Below are 17491 nucleotides of genomic sequence, written 5' to 3' on the forward strand. Positions count from 1 at the left end.
CGCCGGGCGCATGCCCGCATCGCCGCCCCATCCCGACAGACCATCACGCACGCGCGCCCATTCGCCGGCGCAGGAACGGGATCGCCATGTTTTCACTGCTTGCCTATCGCGACCAATGGTTCGGCAACATCCGCCCCGACCTGCTGTCGGGCCTCGTCGTCGCGCTTGCCCTGATCCCCGAGGCGATCGCGTTCTCGCTGATCGCCGGGGTCGATCCGAAGGTCGGGCTCTACGCCTCGTTCTCGATCGCGGTGATCACCGCGATCACCGGCGGGCGGCCCGGCATGATCTCGGCGGCGACGGCGGCGACGGCGGTGCTGATGGTGACGCTGGTCAAGGACCACGGGCTGCAATACCTGCTGGCGACGACGGTGCTGGCCGGGCTGCTGCAGATCGGCGCGGGGTTCCTGAAGCTGGGCCGGGTGATGCGCTTCGTCTCGCGCTCGGTGATGACCGGCTTCGTCAATGCGCTGGCGATTCTAATCTTCATGGCGCAGCTGCCGGAACTGATCGGCGTGCCGTGGCTGACCTATCCGCTGACCGCAACCGCGCTGGCGATCATCTACCTGTTCCCCTATCTCACCCGCGCGATCCCCTCGCCGCTGGTGGCGATCATCGTGCTGACCGCAGCGGCGATGGCGTTCGGGCTGGACGTGCGCACCGTGGGCGACATGGGCGCGCTGCCCGACACGCTGCCGGTGTTCCTGATCCCCGACATCCCGCTGACCTTCGAGACGCTGCAGATCATCTTTCCCTACGCGGTGGCGGTGGCGGTCGTCGGCCTGCTGGAAAGCCTGATGACGCAGAACCTGATCGACGATCTGACCGACACCACCTCGGACCGCAACCAGGAGTGCATCGGCCAGGGGCTTGCGAACCTCGGCACCGGCTTCATCGGCGGCATGGCGGGCTGCGCGATGATCGGCCAGTCGATGATCAACGTGAAATCCGGCGGCCGGGGTCGGCTGTCGTCGTTCACCGCCGGCACCGTGCTGCTGTTCCTGGTGGTGGTGCTGGGCGATCTGGTGGCGCAAATCCCGATGCCGGCGCTGGTGGCGATCATGATCATGGTCTCGATCGGGACGTTCTCGTGGTCGTCGATCAAGACGCTGCAGACGCATCCGAAATCCTCGTCGGTGGTGATGCTGGCGACGGTGATCGTGACCGTCTACACCCACAACCTGGCGATCGGCGTGCTGACCGGCGTGCTGCTGTCGGGGATCTTCTTCGCCGGCAAGATCGCGCAGCTGTTCCGCGTGGAAAGCAGCCTGTCGGACGACGGCCGCACCCGCACCTACACCATCATCGGCCAGCTGTTCTTCGCCTCGGCCGAGGATTTCATGAAGGCGTTCGACTTCAGGGAAGCCGCCGAAACCGTGGTCATCGACGTCAGCCGCGCCCACATCTGGGACATCTCTTCTGTTGCGGCGCTGGACATGGCCGTGCTCAAGTTCCGCCGGGACGGCGCCAGGGTCGAGCTGAAGGGCATGAACGAGGCGTCCGAAACCATCGTCGACCGTCTGGCCGAGCACGACAAGCCCGGCGCGATGGACAAGCTGCTGGCGCACTAGGAGAGCATGATGACCGACAAGATGATGGCGCTGATCGACGGCTCCGACTATGCGCGCAGCGTCTGCGAGCACGCCGCCTGGATCGCCGGCCGCACCGGCCTTGCAGTGGAACTGGTCCACGTCCTCGGCCGGCGCGAGACCGGCGGGCGGACCGACCTGTCCGGCTCGATCAGCCTTGGCGCCCGCACCGCGCTGCTCGAGGAGCTGTCCCGCCTCGACGAGCAGCGCGCCCAGCTGGTGACCCGCCGCGGCCGCATGATCCTCGACGATGCCCGCGCCATCCTGGCCGAGGCCGGGGTCGAGCGCGCCTCGGTCAACCTGCGCCACGGCGACCTGCTGGAGACCCTCGCCGATCTCGAACCGCAGGCCGCGATGGTGCTGATCGGCAAGCGCGGCGAGGCGGCGGATTTCGCCAGGGGCCACCTCGGCTCCAACCTCGAACGGGTGGTGCGCGCCACCCGCAAGCCGCTGTTCGTCGCCAACCGCGCCTTCAAGCCGATCAACCGCGTGCTGATCGCCTATGACGGCGGTCCGGCGGCGATGAAGGCGATCGACCACGTCTCGCGCAGCAGGCTGTTCGCGGACCTCGAGATCCGCATCGTCACCGTCGGCAAGTCCGGCGCCGCCGCCGAACGCGGCCTGGCCGACGCCAGGGCGGCGCTGGCCGCGGCCGGGCTTACCGCCGACACCGCGCTGCTGCCTGGCGAGCCCGCCGCCGTGCTCGGCCCGCTGGTCGAGGACGAGGGCTTCGACATGGTGGTGATGGGCGCCTACGGCCAGGGCCGGCTGCACCATCTGTTCGTCGGCTCGACCACGACCGAGATGATCCGCGCCTGCAAGGTGCCACTGCTGCTGCTGCACTGACCGCCCGCCGGGCCCGCCGGGCGCCCCGGCTTCCACTTTCCGGCCAGTATCCCCGCCGGAGGCCGCGCCCGCCCCCGGCGCGGCGCCCGTCCGCGGGCGCGGCCGGTGCATCCTGCGACGGCGCTGGTTCGGGTAACCCCGTTTGCACTGACGATCCTAGGTGTCGAACACGTGGACATGCTCCGGATCAGGCTTCACCCACAGCAGGTCACCGGCCTTGGCGGACAGGCGCTCTGGCGACAGGATCGTGATGTCATGTCCCGCCTTTCGCACCACGAGTTCCGTAAGCGCGCCCGTAGGTTCGACGACCACGACTTCGGCCCTGAAGGCACCGGCCTGTTGCTCCGGGCAAAGCGTCATGTTCTCCGGACGAATACCTATGGTTTTCCTGCCCGGGGTGAGCGGAGCGGGAATCCGGATCGCCTCGCCGTCGGAGAAACGCAGTTCCGTGGCATTTTCCGGCGACACCTCAAGATCCAGCAAATTCATCGTCGGTGACCCCAGGAAAGCGCCGACGAACGCGTTGGCGGGGTTGTCATAAAGCTCGAGCGGCGTTCCCACCTGCTCGATCCGCCCGTCGCGCAGCACGACGATCCGGTCGGCAAGGGTCATCGCCTCCACCTGGTCGTGGGTGACGTAGATCGTGGTGGTCCGAAGCTTCTGATGCAGCTCTTTCAGTTCGGCGCGCATCTTCACCCGCAGCTTCGCATCCAGGTTCGAAAGCGGTTCGTCGAACAGGAACACCTCGGGCTTGCGGACAATCGCCCGCCCCATGGCCACACGCTGACGCTGACCGCCCGAAAGCTGACGCGGCAGCCGGTCCAGGTATCCGTCGAGCCCCAGGATATCCGCCGCCCGCGCCACCTTGGTCCGCCGGTCCGCTTCGGGCTCGCCTGCGAGACGCAGCGAGAACGACATGTTCTGTGCGCTGTTCATGTGCGGATACAGGGCGTAGCTCTGGAACACCATCGAGATTCCCCGGTCCCTTGGCGGAACGTCGTTCATCGGGGCGCCGCCGATCTTCAACTCGCCCGACGAAATCGTCTCGAGCCCCGCGATCATGCGCAGAAGGGTCGACTTGCCACAGCCAGAGGGGCCGATCAGAACGACGAACTCGCCATCCGCGACATCGATCGAGACATCCTCGATCACATCGACCTTGCCGAAGCTCTTCGACAGGTTACTCAGCTGGACCGTGGCCATCCTTGGCTCCTTGTGCATCGGGTGAGAATGTGAACCGCAGGCGGGAGGCCCAGCTGTCACCCGGCTTCAGCAACATTCCGGTGCCGCTGGTTCCATCTGCCAGTCGGGCGCAATTCGACGGCTCGATCGCGAGGATGTTTCGCCGGGGACGCGGGTCGCGCCAGACCTGCACATACGGCAAGGGCGCGGTATCGCCTTCGATGCGAACCGAAATGCCGGGCCAGCCGCCCGCGGCCGGTCGACTGACGGAAGCATCGAAGGTCGGTGCGCCGTCCACACGGACACATTGCATGAGCGCCTCCGGCTGCTCCTTGCTAGGCGACGTAACGGCCCGTCCCTCCAGATCCACGCGCGTATCGGGGGCAACCAGCGGAAAGCCGAAATTGAGGTGATAGAGCACCATCAATTCGGCAGGTTCCGGCCCGATGTTCTCGACCCTGTCCTCCAGTGTCAGGCTGTTTCCGGCTATCGGCGCTTCGATGCGGCGGGTCAGCCTGAAACAGGCACCGCCGAGATGCGCGGAGACGGCCTCGCCTTCGACGAACAGCACCGGTCGCGGGCGCTGCCAGTCCTCGCCGCAAGCGGTCACGCGCGTCGGGGTCAAGGGCAGGCTGCCATGGAGCGGATACCCTGCCCGGGGCTGGCGGGCGTTCTCCAACCCGCAGGTCACAAGAAAACCCGAGAGGCTTCGCTGAATGCCGGTTCCGCTATCGGCCTGCGCGTTGTGAAGCGCGGGCGACACGAACCCGGCCGGATGCTGCCACGCCAATGGCGTGCCCCGCCAGCTGAGCTGCCCGATGTCGAGGCTGCGGTCCGACAGAACCCAGAAATCCAGACCGCCGCCGGTACTGAACACAAGCGCCCGAACCCCGCGCTCGGGGCCATCGTCCAGGACCACCCGGCGGACGGACGCGAGTTGCCTCAGGTCCGGCGTCAGATCGCGCAGGAAGGCGCGGGCTGGCCTCGGCAGCGGCGGGGTCATTCGAGTCGGCCGCCGGGCCTCAGGCCGATACGGCTGAACGCCTCGGCGGGCGCATCCAGCCCGACCATCAGACGCGCCATCTGCTCCAGCATGCGCGCCTCGATTACGGATGCCTCCAGCTTGCGCTCCTGCCCCGGATCCTCCTCAAGATCGTAGAGCCGCGTGTCGTTCTCGATCAGGCAGCCCGGGCCGTATGTGTCGTACATGACCGACTTCCGGCTGACAGGAACCCGCAGCACCGGCATGTTCCCGCTGAACGCGGAAGGGGCCGAGAGCTCGGCAGCCGCGAGTTCCTCTTCGTGGAAGAAGTCGAAGATATGCGTCGGCATGAGCGTGTACTGGTACACTTCCTGGGTATCGAGGTCGGGCGGGTAACGGTGATAGCTGTAGCGCCCGTCGGTGACGTTCACCGCGCCGCCGAAATACCCGAAGATGACCGCTTCGTGCGGCGAAGGCGCCCCGGCCAGCATGGGCAGAAGCGACGGAGCACACATGCGCGCCGGCGGCCGCGCATCGTGCAGGTCGAGGATCGTCGCCCCCAGGTCCGGCGTCTGGCTGAGCCCGTCCACCCGCATACCGGTCGCGCCCGGCTGGCGGGGGTCATGGATGAACAGCGGAATGTTCGCGATTTCCTTGTAGAGCGTCATCCGGTTCTTGGCCCACAGATCGTGCTCGCCCAGCAGAAAGCCGTGATCCGTGGTCACGATCAGCGCGGTGTCCTTCCACAGATCGTCCCGGTCGAAGATGTCCAGGACCCGGCCGAGCATCTCGTCGCACATGGCGACGGCGGCGTGGTAGTTCGCGCGCAATTCGGCCTGATCCGCTTCGGGCCGATCGCTGGGTCCATAGTCCGGCCAGTCCAGCACCCGCCCTTCCCTGCCGGTGGAGAAAGCGTCCCGGAACCGTTCGGGCGCCACGAAGGGCTCGTGTGGTGCAAATGTCTCGATCTGAAGGAACCAGTTGTCCGCAGTCCGGTTCCGCTCGATGAAATCGACACCGGCCTCGAAGACCTTGAACGTTGGATGATCCGTCTCGTCGCGGATGTGGTCACGGTTGACGACATTGTGCCGCTTGTAGCTTCTCGCCGTCCGTGAAACCTGGCTGGCGTCGTAGGTCGCGTCCAGTCGGGCCCAGTCGGGCGCGACGACTCCCTGCCAGCGATCTCCTTCCTGGCCACGGAAGAACTCGTAGCTGTCGTATCGATTGTGATAGGTGGCGCCCCCATCCTCCCAGTAATGGAAATGATCGGTGACGAAATGGCTGTAGACGCCTTTCTCCCGGCTCAGCACCTCGGGAAAGGTGACGTCGAACGGCTCGACCGGGCCCCAGCTGCGGTGAAGGAAAGACATCCGTCCGGTCAGCAGGTCGCGCCGCGCGGGCATGCAGGGCATGGAGCCGACATGATGCTGCTCGAACGTGGCGCTACGCGCCGCGAGGCGATCGAAATTCGGCGTTGGAACGGCGGTCCCTCCATAGGGACCGAGAACGTGACGGTTGAGCGAGTCGAAAAGGATCAGAACGGTTTTCATGTCGGGTCCTATTTCACGGCGCCGGAGGTGAGCCCGCGAACGATGAAGCGCTGTGCAAATAGCAGAAGGAAAAACGCCGGAAGGATCGAAAGGGTGGATGCGGCCGCCATCTCGGTGAAGGCGATCGTGTTCTCCTGGGCGTATTTGCCGATACCCAGGGGCACCGTCGCGGTCTGCCGCTGGCTGAGCACGAGGACCACAGGGAACTCGTTCCAGCTGAAGATGAAGGTCAGGATGCCCGTTGCAGCCAGCCCGGGGCGCACGATCGGCAATACCACGTACCAGAGGGTCTGCGGGATCCGCGCCCCGTCGATCTGCGCCGCCTCGACCAGTTCCCTGGGAACGTCCCGCACGAAGACACCCATCATCCACAGCGCCATGGGCAGATGCAGCGTCGTATGCGCCAGGATGATCCCGGTGTAGGTGTTGTCGAGCCCCACGGCGCGGAACATCGTGTACCATGCGCCCGCCAGGGTGATCGGCGGCACCATGTGGAACACCACGGACCAGCCAAGCAGGCTGTGCAGCACCCAGCCCGGCCATTGCAGCCTGTAGAGCGAAAACGCCGCGAGCGTTGCCACGGTGAGCACCAGGAACGTGCTCACAAGGCCGATGATCATCGAGTTCGAGAAATTCCGGACGAAATCCGAAGTCTTGTCGAAGATCACCTTCACGAAGCCCTGAACGTTCGGCTCGAAGAGCACCTTGCCCATCAGCAGGTCGATCTGGGTCTTGAACGCGGCCGAGATGATCCAGAAGAAGGGAAACAGAACGACCAGGGCGAAGCCGATCAGCACGATGTGGCGGCCGATCGCGACGCGCCGTTCGGTGGCCCCGATCATGCCTTGGCTCCCTTTCCGGCGGTGGCCCGCATGGCGCCCACGATCATCGCGGCAATCACCGCGATCACCGCAATCGACATCGCGGCGCCGTAGCCGGTCTGATCCTCGGTGAAGAACCTGCGGTAGATCGTGAAACTGATGACTTCGGTCGAGGTGCCGGGACCGCCGCCGGTCAGAAGGTAGATCTCGTCGAAGACCTTGAACGCGAGGATCATCCGGAAGACGAACGTCACCGCAATAGTCGGCAGCATGAGTGGCAGCGTGATGTGCCGCAGAAGCTGCCAGCCTGTCGCGCCATCGATCCTCGCGGCTTCGAAGATGTCGTCAGGCAGCGACTCCAGTCCCGCCAGAAGAAGCAGGAAACAGAAGGGCGTCCAGTGCCACACATCGACGATGATGACCGACAGAAGCGCCAGGTCCGGATCGCCAAGCCAGTCCTGCGGCGTCAGGCCGAGCCACATCAGCAGGCTGTTCAGCACCCCGAAATCATAGGAATACATCAGCTTCCAGATCGCGCCGATGATGATGCCCGGCACGAGAATGGGAAGGATGAAGACGGTCCGATAGAACACCCTGCCCCGCACCACGCGCGTCGTCAGCAACGCCAGCACGAAGCCGATGAGCATCTGCAGGGCGACCGCGACAATCGCGAAGATCAGCGTGTTCACCACGCCGGCGCGCAGCAGGTTGTCCTCGGGCAGGGCGGCGTAGATCTCGAAGCCCACCCATTCCCAGACGGCCTCTCGGTTCACCCACTCGACGTCGTTGAAGCTCAGCGCGACCAGGTTGGCCAGGGGCAGGATCGTGAGCAGCGCGAACAGCAGGATCGCCGGCATGAGCGTCAGGTGACGCCAGACGGTGTCGGTCTTCATGTGTCGGTCCGTGATTTCGGCGGCCACAGGCGTACCTGCGACCGCCGGCGCAGGTTACTGAAGCGGATCGAGCGTCGGCGCGTCATAGCCCGAGTCGGCCATGACCTTGGCGATCTCCTCGGCCGCCATGTTCAGGGCTTCCTTCAGCTCGAGTTCGCCGCCGATCGCCTGGTTGAACCGCAGCTCGGTCACGGCAAGCACCTGGCTGGCTTCGGGGATGACGAGGGCGTACAAGTAGAACTCGCCGACTCCTGGGGCACCACCTACTGGCCCATGAAACTTGAGCAACTTAATGGATAACCGGCATCGTGTCCCAACCGCAGATGAGAACACGTCCGACCAAATTGTTAGAATCCCTTGGATATCGGAACGGACTCTCGCCAAAGCATCTTCTGGAACGTCCCGCCCGTCACGCGCCGCAGCCACGTGGTTTCTCAGATAACTTCTACAGTTCCTGATGCGCTCCGATGCTAGGGCCTGCTGGCCAAGTGTGCTTGCAAGCCTGCGCCCCTTCACCCGACTTAAGCTGATAAATGCAAAAGCTGCAAAAGAAACTGCTGCAATTACTGCGAGAGCAACTGCCCAAACCAGATCTTTTTGTGATTGGGACGTGGCCACTCCCGCCCAAAGCGCTGCCGGGATGAGGTCCAGCCGCTCCGTCCTGTCTTCACCGATCCGGTGCGTGGTTCCGCAGCCACAGGGACAATAGAGGCTGTCGGGCTCGATCACCCGCTCAATCCGCGGCAAGTCCTCGGGCAGGTTGCCGCGATTGCGCCGGGCGGCCCGATGCTATGGCGAGGCGGCAGTAATCGCCTGTTCCTGCCGCGTCTCGACCTCGGCGACAGCGGTGTCCAGATCTCCGAAGGCCAGTTGCCGCTCGTCCTCGCTCAACTTCTCAGAGTGCTTGCCATAAACGGACCGACGGCCAGCGCCGCCTGCGTCAGCGCGGCCAGACCATCATGGCCTTTCCGGAAACCCACCGGCTTTGTCGCTAGCAGGATCCGCACGCCCTGAGACGGCATCAGCATGTGGATATGCCGAGTGCATGCGCGATCAACAGTGAACAGCGGTCCGAATCTCTCACCGGTAGAACTGCAGAACTCGACGATCATAGTCCTTGCGGCTTTGCGCACGTCGCCACTATGATGGTTATACATCAGGAGTTAGACAATGACATCAAGGCCTACAATCAAGGACATTGCAATCGAGGCCGGTGTGAGCACCGCAACCGTCGACCGTGTATTGAATGGCCGGGTTCAGGTGCGAGAGGAGACGGTGCGCAAGGTCGCTGACGCAGCGCATCGGATTGGGTATCATGCGCGCGGTCTGATCGACCAGCGCCTCAGCCCGGCAGTCCCGAAAATGACGTTCGGCTTCGTTCTCCATAAGGCAAAGCAGGATTTCTATCAAAATTTCGCTAGAGAGATAGAGAATGCCGTCGCCAGCCGACGCGACATTCGCGGCAAGGCCGTCATCGGCTTCTCGGCGGATCAGAGCCCGGAGGGTTTTCTCCGCGAGATAGAGGCGATTTCGGGCAGCGTCGACGCGCTGGCGAGTTCTGCGGTCAATCACCAGAACATCACCCGTGAGGTCCAGCGACTGAAGGAGCAGGGTGTTCCGTGCTTTGCTGTCCTGAACGACTTCGCTCAAGGCGTGCGGGAGAACTACCTGGGCCTGAACAACATGCAGGTTGGACGTATCGCCGCCTGGATCATGACCAAGACGCAGTGCGAACCCGGAAAAGTTGCGGTCTTTGTCGGCGGAAACCGCTGGCACGGCCATCAGCTCCGCGAGACCGGGTTTCGCAGCTACATACGGGAAGGCGCTCCCGATTTCACGGTAGTGGACACTCTGGTGAACCTGGAGACTCGCGCCGTCACTCACGAGGCGACACTCGACCTGCTCGCGCGTCATTCGGATCTGAGGGGAATTTATGTCGCGGGCGGAGGCATGGAGGGCGCCATAGCCGCGCTTCGGGAGGTTCGGCCACCGGAAAAGGTGTCCCTGGTCGTAAACGAGTTGACTGAAGAAAGTCGCGCCGGGCTCACTGACGGGTATGTCACCATGGTGATCGCGACCCCCCTGGCGCAGCTGTGCGCGGACCTGGTCGACATGATGGTCAACGCTGTGCGTTCTGGAATGACGGATCTTCCCGGTCAACACTTTCTCGAGCCGAGGCTCATTCTCCCGGAGTCGATATAGCCGCCAGGGAATGACGCGAATGCATCGTCCTGATGGCGTTAATAACATCATGAATGATGTATAATGCATCGATCTGATTGACCGGACCTCGTTTTGAGAACAGTGTGAGCGGTGCCGGGCGGGGATCAGCGAGTCCTCTCGGCAATGGGAGGGGGGCTAGAGCCCGTTGGCGTCGGAAGGTCGCACCGCTGCTTTGCTGCGGAGCGATGGGCAATCGCCCGTGTCCGCGCGCGACTTGTCACCACGGACGCCTTTCTCAGCAAGCAACTGGCCGCCTTTGCGGCACATCCGGCCAATCAAGTTGGTGTGCCGGACACAATGAACGGGAGGATACCCTATGAGAAAGTTCTTTGCCGCCACCACTTTGGCAACCCTGATGTCCACTTCGGCCATGGCCGAATCCATCGGTGTGTCGATGGCGCTGTTCGACGACAATTTCCTGACCGTTCTCCGCAATGGCATGGTCGAGATGGCCGAAGGGATGGACGACGTCGATATCCAGGTCGAGGATGCTCAGAACGACGTGGCGCGTCAGCTCGATCAGATCAACAACTTCATCGCCTCGGGCGTCGATGCGATTATCGTGAACCCCGTCGACACCTCGGCCACGCAGGCGATGTCGGACGCTGCCGACGCCGCCGGCGTGCCGCTCGTCTACGTTAATCGTCAACCCGTCAACGTCGACACCCTTCCCGACAACCAGGCATTCGTCGCTTCGGATGAGCGTGAATCGGGCACGCTCGAAACGGTCGAGATCTGCGATATTCTCGCGGCTGCCGGCAAGGATCCGGCGAACGTCTATATCATGATGGGTGAGCTTTCGAACCAGGCCGCTGTCCAACGCACGCAGGACATCGACGATGTGATCGCGAACGACCAGTGTTCAGTCACGTTGAACATCATCGACCGGCAGACCGCAAACTGGTCGCGCGACGAGGCCCAGGACCTCATGACCAACTGGCTGTCGACGGGTGAGCCCTTTGACGCGCTCATTTCCAACAACGACGAGATGGCGATCGGCGCCATCCAGGCGATGAAGGCCTCCGGCATCGCCATGGAGAATGTTGTCGTCGGCGGGATCGACGCCACGCAGGACGCGCTTTTTGCAATGGCCGCCGGGGAACTCGACGTGACGGTGTTCCAAGACGCCGCCGGCCAAGGCGCGGGTGCGCTCGATGCCGCGCTCAAGCTGGCACGCGGCGAGGACGTGGACCAGAAGGTCTACGTGCCGTTCCAGCTCGTGACGCCGGAAAACATGTCCGAGTTCACGACCAGGAACTGAGCCTTCGCTCATCGATCCGGGGCGGCCAGACAGTGCGGCCCCGGTATCCAATCGTGCATCCCCGAGGGAGGAGGATCACCGGAATGGCCGAATCTACGCATGGAATTGGCGGGCTGACGTTCGACACCTCGAAGCGAAGCCTGCCGCCCGAGGCCGGGGTCGCAATCGCTCTCGTCCTGATCGTCGTGGTCTTCGAGCTGCTGGGGCGGCTCGTGATGAACGATAGCTTTCTCTTCAACACACGTGAGAACGTCGACGGCATTTTCAACACGGCGCGTTTGCAGATCATCATCCTGCAGGTCTCGATCATCGGGATAATCGCGCTGGGCGTGACCCAGGTGATCATCACCGGCGGGATCGACCTTTCGTCCGGCTCTGTCGTCGGCGCCACCGCCATGATCGCGATGAGCTTCGCTCAGGTCGGCGAGGTCAGCGGGCACACGTCGAAGGACATGATCGCGAAGTATGCGGGCGCAGCGCGGCAGAAGATGCGTACCCGGCAGGCAGCGGAGCGGCGCCGGTGAACGGAACAAGTACGGAACGTGAAACTGTTAAATGGAGTGTTAAATGCTTGACCGTACCCGAAACGTTCCCTAATGAATGCAGCAGGTTGGCGACGTGGCGGAGTGGTTACGCAGCGGATTGCAAATCCGTGTACACCGGTTCGATTCCGGTCGTCGCCTCCACCCCGTCCGCGGCTGATCTTCCCGACCGCCCCCGGCACCCGGCCGCCTCGGCGCTGGACATCCGCATTTGGCGCGATAGACCGGACAGCATGAAACGCGCAATCGTCACGGGCGGCGCCGGCCTCATCGGCTCCGGCATCTGCGAGGCGCTGGCCGGCGCCGGCTGGGACGTCGCCGCCTTCGACCTGCGGCCGGGGGACGGCCCGGCGCGGCAGGTGCATTGCGACGTGACCGACGAGGCGTCGGTCGCGCAGGCATTTTCGACGCTGGGCTGGGACAACCTCGACCTGCTGGTCAACAACGCCGGCATCGCCGGGGCCGACAGCGGGCCGATCGAGGCGCTGTCGCTGGCGCAGTGGCGGCGGGTGACCGACAGCCACCTGACCGGGGCGTTCCTGATGACCCGCGCGGCGGTGCCGCTGCTGCGCGACGGCGGCAGCATCGTCAACATGGCCTCGACCCGCGCCTTCATGTCCGAGCCCGACACCGAGGCCTACGCCGCCGCCAAGGGCGGGCTGGTGGCGCTGACCCACGCGCTGGCGATCAGCCTGGGGCCGCGGCTGCGCGCGAACGCCATCGCGCCGGGCTGGATCGCCTCCGGCGAGGGGCTGAGCGCGGCCGACCACGCCCAGCACCCGGTCGGCCGGGTGGGCGGCGCCGGCGATATCGCCGACGCGGTGCTGTACCTGGCGGCGGCCGGCTTCGTCACCGGTCAGGTGCTGACCGTCGACGGCGGCATGACCCGGAAGATGATCTACCAGGATTGACCGCCGGGCGATCCGGCCCCGGCCCCGGCGGCGCTGTGCCGCCGGGGCCGCGGATCGCCGATCAGAACGGGCTGTCGGGGAAGTAGTACTGCCCGGCGTTCTCGGGCGTCACCAGCACCGAGCCGATGATGAACTCGCCCGACACCGGCGCGTTCGACACCAGCCCGACGGCGGTGATCTCGATCGCGGTGGCGATCATCGACGGCGGGTAGGTGACGTTCGCCGGGATCATCGCGTCGCCGTCCATGGTGCGCTTGACCATCTCCTTCATGCCCGCGCCGCCGAGCACGAACTGGATGTCCTCGCGTCCCGACGCCTCGATCGCCGCCAGGACGCCGATCGCCATGTCGTCGTCCGAGGCCCAAACCGCGTCGATCTCGGGGTATTTCGACAGGAAGTCCTGCATCACCGTGAAGCTGTCGTCGCGGTTCCAGTTGCCGTGCTCCATCGCCAGGATCTCGATCCCGGTGCCCTCGGTGGCGGCCTGGAAGCCCTCGACCCGCTCGTTGTCGATCGTGGTCGGGATGCCGCGCAGCACGACGATCTTGCCGCCGTCGGGCAGCTTCGAGGCCATGTACTCGCCCGAGACCCGGCCGAAGCCCGGGTTGTCGCCGGCGACGTAGAGGTCCTCGATCCCCTCTTGGCTCAGGCCGCGGTCGACGACGGTGACCCAGGCGCCGCTTTCGGCGACGCCCTGCACCGGGCCGGTCAGCGGCTCGGATTCGAACGGCAGCACCACCAGCGCGTCGATGTTGCGGGTGGCCAGCATGTCCTCGATGTCCGACACCTGCTTGGCCGGGTCCGAGGCGGTGGCCAGCACGAAGTCGAGGTTCTCGTAGGTCGCCTCCAGCCGCTCCACGGCCTCCTGCGCGAAATAGTTCATGCCGCCGGCCCAGCCGTGCGTCGCGGCGGGGATCGACACGCCGATCACCTTGGTATCCTGCGCCAGCGCCGGCGTCGCGGCCAGCAGCGCCCCCAGCGCCAGCCCGGTCATGAGATGCTTCATCTTGGTTCCTCCCACTTGTGATGGCCGGCTCAGCCGCCGGCCCTGCCCTCGCGCTGCAGAATGACAGCGAGAATGATGATCGCGCCCTGGATCGCGCCGTTGAGATAGGGCGACACCAGGTCGGTCAGGTTCAGGATGTTGCCGATCAGGCTGAGGATCAGCACGCCGATCACCGTGCCCCAGACCCGGCCGAAGCCGCCCTTCAGCACGGTGCCGCCGATGATCACCGCGGCGATCGCCTCCAGTTCCCACAGCAGCCCGGTCGAGGCCGAGGCCGAGCCCAGCCGCGGCACGTACATGATCGTGGCGACCCCGACCAGCAGGCCGAGGAAGACGTAGGTCATCAGCCGCACGCGGTTGACGTTGATGCTGGAATATCTCGCCACCTGGTCGTTCGAGCCGATCGCCGCGCAGTGCCGGCCGAACACCGCGCTGCGCATGGCGATCTCGCCCAGGATCACGACCACGGCAAATACGATGATCGGCCAGCCGATCCCGAGGATGCCGTCGTAGTAGACCGGCCGGTAGAAGGTGCGCAGCCCGAAATCCAGGCTCAGCGTGCCGCCGTCGGCCAGCCAGGTCACCAGGCTGCGGTAGATGCCCATCGAGCCGAGCGTGACGATGAACGCCTCGATCCCGAGGCTGGTGATCAGGATCCCGTTCAGGAACCCGGCCGCCAGCCCGGCGGCCACCGCCGTCGCCATGCCCAGCAGGATGATCGGCACGCCGATGCCCAGCGCCGGCAGCGCCGCGTTCATCACCAGGATCATCAGCCCGGCGATGAACGCCGCCATCGAGCCGACCGACAGATCCAGCCCGCCGGCGGTGATCACGAAGGTCATGCCCACGGCGATGATGCCGATGAAGGCCGAGCGCGCCAGCACGTTGGTGATGTTGGCATGGCTGAGGAAGTTCTCGTTCAGGAACATGCCGATCGCCAGCAGCACCAGCAGCGCCAGGATCGGGCCCAGCACGGTCATCGACGGCAGGCCCCGGCGCGGCGCCCGGGCGGGCGGGGTCTGGGTCGCGGTCATCTCGCCTCCATCGGGGCGGCCTCGCGCCCCTGCCCCTCGACGCCCATGGCCAGGCGCACGATGTCGTCCTCGGTCATCCGGTCGCCCGAGACCTCGCCGGCGATGCGGCCCAGCCGCATCACCAGGACGCGGTCGGCCAGGCCGATCACCTCCTGCATCTCGGACGAGATCACGACGATGCTGCGCCCCTGGGCGGCCAGCGCGCGGATGAAATCATAGATCTGCTGCTTGGTGCCGATGTCGATGCCGCGGGTCGGCTCGTCGATCACCACGATGTCGGGCTCGGCCAGCATGGTCTTGGCCAGCAGCAGCTTCTGCTGGTTGCCGCCCGACAGGTTGCCGACCTTGATCGCGCGGTCGCCGGCGCGGATGTCGAACGCGCCGATCGCCTGCGTAAGCGCCGCCTCTTCGGCTTTCTGGTCGATCATCCAGCCCGAGAACGCACCCAGCGACTGCAGCGTCAGGTTCTCGCGCATGGTCTTGTTCAGCAGCAGGCCGCGGGTCTTGCGGTCCTCGGTCAGATAGCCCAGCCCGTACGCCAGCGCGTCCCAGGGGTGGCGGATCTGCACCGGCCGGCCGTGGATCCGGACCGTGCCGCGATGCGGGCGCAGGCCGCACAGCCCCTCGAAGGTCTCGGTCCGGCCCGAGCCGATCAGCCCGGCGATGCCCAGGATCTCGCCCCTGTTCAGGGTGAAGGAAATGTCGTCGGCGTAACCCGGTACTGCCAGCCCCGCGACCTCCAGCACCGGCTGCGGCGCGGGCGCGGCGGGCTTGGGCGGGAACAGGTTCGACACGTCGCGGCCCACCATCGCTTCGGCCATCTGGTGCTCGTCCAGGTCGGCGGCGGGGCCGGAGTAGACCACGTCGCCGTCGCGCATGATCGTCAGATCGTCGGCGATCGCCTTCACCTCGTCCAGCTTGTGCGAGGTGAACAGGATCGCCGTGCCGTGCGCGCGCAGGGCGCGGACCTGCTCCAGCAGGATGTCCGTCTCGGCATAGGTCAGCACCGCGGTCGGCTCGTCCATCACCAGCACCCGGGCGTCGCGCGACAGCGCGCGGGCGATCTCCAGCATCTGCTTGTCCGAGTTCGGCAGGCCGGACACCACCCGGTCGACATGCGCGGCGCAGCTCAGCCGGTCGAGGTACTCGCGCGCCACCGCCCGCATCCCGGCCTTGTCCAGCAGCCAGCCCTTCTTCAGCTCGCGGCCCAGAAAGAAGTTCTGCTCGACCGTCAGCTGCTCGGCCAGGTTGAACTCCTGGTGGATCATGACGATGCCGCGCGCCTCGGCCTCGGCCATGTCGGCGAAGGTCACCGGCTGCCCGTCCAGCCGGATCGTGCCGCTGGTGGCGGGCTGGTAGCCCGCCATGATCTTCATCGTCGTGGACTTGCCGGCGCCGTTCTCGCCGATCAGCGCATGGACCCGGCCGGGCCTGAGCGCGATGTCGACGCCGTGCAGCACCTCGACCGCGCCGAAGCTGCGGCTGACCCCGTGCAGCGAGAGGATCGGCTCGCTCACAACCTCACCCAGGCCGCGTTGTCCTTCGAGGACCGCACGCAGGCATCGATGAAACGCATCCCGGCCATGCCCGCCGCGATCCCCGGCAGATGCCCCGGCGCCTTGTCGCCGCCCGGGGTCCAGTCGCGGATCGCCTGCGCCGCCTCGGTATAGATGTTGGCGAAACCTTCCAGATAGCCCTCGGGGTGGCCGCCCGGAATGCGGCTGACGGCGGTCGACGCGTCGACCGCCCCGGCGCCGTTGCGGGTGATCAGGCGCTTGGGCGCGCCGAACGGCGTGTGCCACAGGTAGTTCGGATCCTCCTGCGCCCATTCCAGCCCGCCGGTTTCGCCATAGACGCGCAGGCGCAGGCCGTTCTCGTTGCCCGGCGCGACCTGGCTGGACCACAGCATCCCGCGCGCGCCGCCCCTGAAGCGCAGCATCATGTGGGCGTTGTCGTCCAGGCTGCGCCCGGCGCCGAAGCACTGCAGGTCGGCGGCCAGTTCCTCGACCTCCAGCCCGGTGACGAAGCAGGCCAGGTTGTGCGCATGGGTGCCGATGTCGCCCACCGAGCCGCCCGCCCCCGAGCGCGCCGGGTCGGTGCGCCACTCGGCCTGTTTCACGCCATCCTTCTCGGGGGTGCCGGTCAGCCAGTCCTGCGGATACTCGACCTGCACCACCCGGATCTTGCCCAGCTCGCCGGCGGCGACCATCGCCTGCGCCTGCCGGATCATCGGATAGCCGGTGTAGTTGTGGGTCAGGACGAACAGCGCATCGGCCTGCGCGACGGCCTTCTCCAGCCGCGCCGCATCCTCCATGGTCGAGGTCAGCGGCTTGTCGCAGATCACGTGGATGCCGCGCTTCAGGAACGCCTCGGCGGCGGCGGCGTGGACGTGGTTCGGGGTGACGATGGACACCGCCTGGATGCCGTCCGCGCGCCCGGCCTCGGCCTCGGCCATCTGCTCGAAACTGCCGTAGCAGCGGTCCGGGTCCAGCCCCAGCGCCTGCCCGGACGCCGTCGATTTCTCGGGCGTCGAGGACAGCGCCCCGGCGACCAGCGCGAAATGCCCGTCGATGCGGCTGGCGATGCGGTGCACGCCGCCGATGAAGGCGTCGTTGCCGCCGCCGACCATGCCAAGTCTGATCTGTTTCATG

Annotated in this window: 17 protein-coding genes, 1 tRNA gene and 1 pseudogene; 7 read left to right on the top strand and 12 right to left on the bottom strand. The window is 65.7% G+C overall.

Features of this window, described 5'->3' with window-relative positions; genetic code table 11:
• Window positions 1-86: 86 nt before the first annotated feature.
• Entirely contained in the window at window positions 87-1571 is a 1485-nt protein-coding gene (locus GE300_RS00130; RefSeq protein ID WP_154443717.1) for a SulP family inorganic anion transporter, read from the top strand.
• 9 nt (window positions 1572-1580) lie between these two features.
• Entirely contained in the window at window positions 1581-2435 is an 855-nt protein-coding gene (locus tag GE300_RS00135; protein ID WP_154443719.1) for a universal stress protein, read from the top strand.
• Between the two features lie 156 nt (window positions 2436-2591).
• Here GE300_RS00135 and GE300_RS00140 read toward each other — a convergent pair whose 3' ends face one another.
• The 8 genes and pseudogenes from GE300_RS00140 to GE300_RS00170 all read right to left on the bottom strand — a co-directional run bounded on the left by GE300_RS00140 (window position 2592) and on the right by GE300_RS00170 (window position 8975).
• Window positions 2592-3638, bottom strand: a complete 1047-nt coding sequence (locus tag GE300_RS00140) for an ABC transporter ATP-binding protein (RefSeq protein WP_154443721.1) — start codon at window positions 3636-3638, stop codon at window positions 2592-2594.
• Entirely contained in the window at window positions 3616-4620 is a 1005-nt protein-coding gene (locus GE300_RS00145; protein ID WP_154443723.1) for a DUF4432 family protein, read from the bottom strand. The genes GE300_RS00140 and GE300_RS00145 overlap by 23 nt, the downstream gene beginning before the upstream one ends.
• Window positions 4617-6149 (bottom strand): sulfatase, encoded by a 1533-nt coding sequence (locus tag GE300_RS00150; RefSeq protein WP_154443725.1) that lies wholly within the window; start codon window positions 6147-6149, stop codon window positions 4617-4619. Before GE300_RS00150 ends, GE300_RS00145 begins: the two co-directional genes overlap by 4 nt.
• Window positions 6150-6157: 8 nt before the next feature.
• Window positions 6158-6991, bottom strand: coding sequence for a carbohydrate ABC transporter permease (locus tag GE300_RS00155; RefSeq protein ID WP_154443727.1), 834 nt, complete (start codon window positions 6989-6991; stop codon window positions 6158-6160).
• Entirely contained in the window at window positions 6988-7863 is an 876-nt protein-coding gene (locus tag GE300_RS00160; protein ID WP_154443729.1) for a carbohydrate ABC transporter permease, read from the bottom strand. Before GE300_RS00160 ends, GE300_RS00155 begins: the two co-directional genes overlap by 4 nt.
• A gap of 54 nt (window positions 7864-7917) precedes the next feature.
• The gene (locus GE300_RS22785) at window positions 7918-8097 is read right to left on the bottom strand and encodes a hypothetical protein (RefSeq protein WP_233416677.1); all 180 of its coding nucleotides are present in this window, start codon (window positions 8095-8097) and stop codon (window positions 7918-7920) included.
• 399 nt (window positions 8098-8496) lie between these two features.
• Window positions 8497-8637: pseudogene (locus GE300_RS23830) on the bottom strand (IS66 family transposase zinc-finger binding domain-containing protein); the annotation flags it as partial.
• A 113-nt stretch (window positions 8638-8750) separates the two neighbouring features.
• A complete protein-coding gene (locus GE300_RS00170) occupies window positions 8751-8975 on the bottom strand; it encodes a hypothetical protein (RefSeq protein WP_154443731.1) in 225 nt (74 codons plus the stop codon).
• Window positions 8976-9033: 58 nt separating this feature from the next.
• Here GE300_RS00170 and GE300_RS00175 point away from each other — a divergent pair, with 58 nt between their 5' ends.
• The 5 genes from GE300_RS00175 to GE300_RS00195 all read left to right on the top strand — a co-directional run bounded on the left by GE300_RS00175 (window position 9034) and on the right by GE300_RS00195 (window position 12800).
• Window positions 9034-10065, top strand: a complete 1032-nt coding sequence (locus GE300_RS00175) for a LacI family DNA-binding transcriptional regulator (RefSeq protein WP_154443733.1) — start codon at window positions 9034-9036, stop codon at window positions 10063-10065.
• 337 nt (window positions 10066-10402) lie between these two features.
• A complete protein-coding gene (locus tag GE300_RS00180; RefSeq protein ID WP_154443735.1) occupies window positions 10403-11347 on the top strand; it encodes a sugar ABC transporter substrate-binding protein in 945 nt (314 codons plus the stop codon).
• Between the two features lie 83 nt (window positions 11348-11430).
• Window positions 11431-11871, top strand: a complete 441-nt coding sequence (locus tag GE300_RS00185) for a hypothetical protein (protein ID WP_325063040.1) — start codon at window positions 11431-11433, stop codon at window positions 11869-11871.
• A gap of 88 nt (window positions 11872-11959) precedes the next feature.
• Window positions 11960-12033: transfer RNA gene (locus GE300_RS00190), tRNA-Cys, on the top strand.
• 89 nt (window positions 12034-12122) lie between these two features.
• Window positions 12123-12800, top strand: a complete 678-nt coding sequence (locus GE300_RS00195) for an SDR family oxidoreductase (protein ID WP_154443737.1) — start codon at window positions 12123-12125, stop codon at window positions 12798-12800.
• A 61-nt stretch (window positions 12801-12861) separates the two neighbouring features.
• Here GE300_RS00195 and GE300_RS00200 read toward each other — a convergent pair whose 3' ends face one another.
• From GE300_RS00200 to GE300_RS00215, 4 genes are read right to left on the bottom strand one after another with little or no spacing between them, the layout of a single operon-like run.
• Window positions 12862-13806, bottom strand: coding sequence for an ABC transporter substrate-binding protein (locus GE300_RS00200; protein WP_154443739.1), 945 nt, complete (start codon window positions 13804-13806; stop codon window positions 12862-12864).
• A gap of 29 nt (window positions 13807-13835) precedes the next feature.
• Complete coding sequence (locus GE300_RS00205; RefSeq protein WP_154443741.1) at window positions 13836-14840, bottom strand: ABC transporter permease; 1005 nt, start codon at window positions 14838-14840, stop codon at window positions 13836-13838.
• Window positions 14837-16357, bottom strand: coding sequence for a sugar ABC transporter ATP-binding protein (locus GE300_RS00210; RefSeq protein WP_325063041.1), 1521 nt, complete (start codon window positions 16355-16357; stop codon window positions 14837-14839). Before GE300_RS00210 ends, GE300_RS00205 begins: the two co-directional genes overlap by 4 nt.
• Window positions 16354-17490, bottom strand: a complete 1137-nt coding sequence (locus GE300_RS00215) for a Gfo/Idh/MocA family protein (RefSeq protein WP_154443743.1) — start codon at window positions 17488-17490, stop codon at window positions 16354-16356. The genes GE300_RS00210 and GE300_RS00215 overlap by 4 nt, the downstream gene beginning before the upstream one ends.
• Window position 17491 lies beyond the last annotated feature (1 nt).

Origin of the sequence: Halovulum marinum (genome assembly GCF_009697225.1) — a bacterium.
Taxonomy (GTDB): domain Bacteria; phylum Pseudomonadota; class Alphaproteobacteria; order Rhodobacterales; family Rhodobacteraceae; genus Halovulum; species Halovulum marinum.